Origin of the sequence: Microbacterium sp. AR7-10 (assembly GCF_001878835.1) — a bacterium.
GTDB lineage: Bacteria > Actinomycetota > Actinomycetes > Actinomycetales > Microbacteriaceae > Microbacterium > Microbacterium commune.
The window spans coordinates 1-3,078 of the sequence record NZ_MJIR01000086.1 but is presented as its reverse complement, the minus strand read 5'-3'; the positions used below and the strand labels follow the sequence as shown (position 1 = coordinate 3,078).

The 3,078-nt window shown below is 71.8% G+C and carries 3 protein-coding genes; 1 reads left to right on the top strand and 2 read right to left on the bottom strand.

Annotated features, from left to right (window positions below; genetic code table 11):
- Window positions 1-10: 10 nt before the first annotated feature.
- Both BFN01_RS11880 and xylB read right to left on the bottom strand, forming a co-directional pair.
- Window positions 11-757 (bottom strand): NAD(P)-dependent oxidoreductase, encoded by a 747-nt coding sequence (locus tag BFN01_RS11880; protein WP_256221134.1) that lies wholly within the window; start codon window positions 755-757, stop codon window positions 11-13.
- The gene (xylB, locus tag BFN01_RS11875; protein ID WP_071644564.1) at window positions 733-2,223 is read right to left on the bottom strand and encodes a xylulokinase; all 1,491 of its coding nucleotides are present in this window, start codon (window positions 2,221-2,223) and stop codon (window positions 733-735) included. Before xylB ends, BFN01_RS11880 begins: the two co-directional genes overlap by 25 nt.
- A gap of 77 nt (window positions 2,224-2,300) precedes the next feature.
- Here xylB and BFN01_RS11870 point away from each other — a divergent pair, with 77 nt between their 5' ends.
- Window positions 2,301-2,918 (top strand): glucose-6-phosphate isomerase family protein, encoded by a 618-nt coding sequence (locus BFN01_RS11870; protein WP_218161819.1) that lies wholly within the window; start codon window positions 2,301-2,303, stop codon window positions 2,916-2,918.
- Window positions 2,919-3,078 lie beyond the last annotated feature (160 nt).

The following is a 3,078-nucleotide window of genomic DNA, read 5'->3' as shown; positions in this document are numbered from 1 at the left end:
TCCGAGTTTACTACCCTTCTCGTGGGCTCGGAGCTGTGTATAAGAGACAGGTGTCCCCCAGGACACTCCCCGCCCGCATCCCGGCGAGGCGCTCGGCGTCGACCAGGCGCTGCCCGCCGGGGGCGTGCAGGGTGATCACGTCGGCGGTGCCGAACAGGTCGTCCAGCGCGAGGGGCTCCGCCCCCGCCGCACGCACGAGCTCCTCGGGGAGGAACGGATCGGATGCCACGACGCGCGGACCGAAGCCGCTCAGGCGGGCGGCCACCCCCTGGCCGATGCGGCCGAAGCCGACGATGCCGACGGTCGCGGCTCCCAGCTCGCGTCCGCGGCGCACCGACCAGTCGCCGGCGCGCACGCGACGGTCGCCGTCGGGAATGGTGCGCAGGGCGGCGAGCATCAGACCGACCGCGTGGTCGGCGACGGCGTCGGCGTTGGCGCCCGGGGTGTTCGTCACGACGACGCCGCGCCGCACGGCCGCTGCGACGTCGACCGCCTCGGTGCCCACGCCGTACCGGGCCACCACGCGCAGCCGCGGCGCGGCAGCCAGGTGCTCGTCGGTCACCGGGCCGGTGCCTGCGATCCAGGCATCCGCGTCGAGGAGCAGGGGGCGCAGCTCAGCGAGGTCGTGATGCGCCGGTCCGCGCAGGATGCTGTGCCCGGCCTCATCGGCACGGGCGACCAGATCGAGATCGCCGTCCGAGAACGAGCGGCTCGTGACGAGGATGACGCCCATCAGCGCGGCCTTCCTGCGAACCACGGCGCGAGGGCCGTGTAGGCGTCCGTGAAGCGAGCGTGCCGCTCGACGTAGACCGCGTGGCGCGCGGCATCCGGGGTGAACTCCGCGGTCACCTCGCTGAGCGCCCGCGCGGCCGAGAAGTCGGCGAGACCGAGTCCGACGGCGCCGGTCACCGCAGCGCCGAGGCTGTTCGCCTCCTCCACGATGCTGCGGCGGCGCACCGGCACGCCCCAGACATCGGCGAGCACCGCCAGGTAGGCATCGCTCTGCGCCCCGCCGCCGACGGCGTCGATGCGGTCGATCCTCGCGCCGGACTCGCGGAACGCGTGGATGCACGTGAGCAGGTTGAACGCGGTGCCCTCGAGCACGGCGCGCATCAGGTGCGCGCGGGTGTGATGCCGGCCGAGTCCGATGAAGGCGCCCCGCGCGTCGGGGTCCCAGATCGGGGCGCGCTCGCCGAGCAGGTAGGGCAGGAAGTAGAGGTCTTCGGTGTCGACGTCGGCGGCGGCCTCGGCCGTGAGCCGACCCGTCTCGGGGCGCGACGGGTCGGGGGAGAGCGCCTCGGCGATCCACTGCACCGAGGCGCCGCCGGCCTGCATGGTGGCGGTGGGCACGAAGCCGCCGGGCACGACGTTGTCGAAGGTGAAGGTGCGCATCTGCGGGTCGAGCAGCGGCCGTTCGGCGGCGAACGAGATCCACGAGCTGGTGCCGAGGCAGACGTAGGCGCCGTCCTCGGGGGCGACCACTCCCGAGCCGACGGCGGCCATCGGGCCGTCGCCGCCGCCCATCACGACCTGCACGCCGGTGTGCAGTCCCAGCGCGTCGGCGGCCGAGGCGGTGAGCGCCCCGGCGATCGCGGTGGAGTCGAGGATCTCGGGGAACAGTGCGCGGTCGAGTCCCGCCGCGGCGAGCACCTCGTCCGACCAGTCGCCGGCCTGCTGGTCGTAGGCATTCGTGCCCGACGCGTCGGAGCGGTCGGTGGCCAGGCGGCCGGTGAGACGCAGGACGATGTAGTCCTTCGCGACGCAGACCCGGCGCACCCGCTCCCAGATGCGCGGCTCGTTGTCGCGCACCCACATGATCTTCTCGATCGAGTAGGTGGGGTTGAGGCGGTGCCCGAGCACGCGATACGCGTGCTCGGCGCCGAGCGCGCTCTCGAGTCGGCGCTGCTGCGCACCGGCGCGCGTGTCGGCCCAGATGATGGCGGGGCGGGCGGGTGCACCGTCGGTGTCCAGCAGCACGGCGCCCATCATCTGCCCGCTCACCACCAGGCCGGTGACCGCGGAGAGCGCGGTTCCGGTGCGCTCCAGCAGATCGCGCGTCGCCGAGACGACCGCACCCCACCAGTCGTGCGGATCCTGTTCGGCCACCCCGCCCGCCGCGAACCGCGCGGGGTAGGGCACGGTGACGGATGCCACCGGGCGGCCGTCGTCGTGGTGCAGCGAGGCCTTGTCGCCGGTGGTGCCGAGGTCATGGGCGATGATCACAGTCGGTGCCTGCTCCTGTTGGGGTTTCGGGACGTTTCGGAGTATACCTGTAATTACAAGCTGTCAGGAGGACGAACTTGAGCACCGCCACCACCGCCGCCGACACGGTCGACACCCCCGTGCCGCTGACCATCTCGCCGCTGGGCGGCATCGAAGGCCGCTCCCGCCGATACGAGAAGACCCTGGGCGAGATGTCCGGCGTCTACCGCGACGACGCGGCATGGCGTGCCGCTGTCGCCGAGCGCGGCGCCGACGAACTGGTCTACTGGGTCGACGACCACCGCTACCAGGAGGGGCCGGGGGCGCTCATCGTGGGCACCAGCACCCTGCTGCCCGGGCGCATCGGCGACGAGTTCGCGGTGACCCGCGGGCATCTGCACGCCGTCGCCGATCGCGCCGAGCTGTACCACTGCCTGAGCGGCCGAGGAGTCATGCTCCTGGAGACCCTCGACGGCCAGTCGGCGGCCATCGAGCTCACCCCGGGCAAGGCCGTCAACGTGCCCGGGCACTGGATCCACCGCAGCGTGAACGTCGGCGACGAGCCGTTCGTCACGCTGTTCTGCTACGCCGCCGACGCGGGGCAGGACTACGCCGTGATCTCGGATGCCGGCGGCATGCAGAACCTCGTCGTGGCCGACGGTGACGGTTGGACGCTGACGGCCAACCCCGATCACACCGGCTACCCGCGCCCCTGACGCGGCCCCACCGCCTCTCGCTCCGGTATGAGTATGCTGTCTCTTATACACATCTGACGCTGCCGACGAACTCAACAAAAAACACACGAACACATCGCGCGGCTTCACAGGCTGCAGTAGCTAAGACGACTGTGACCAGTCGCCACATCGGAGCTGGATA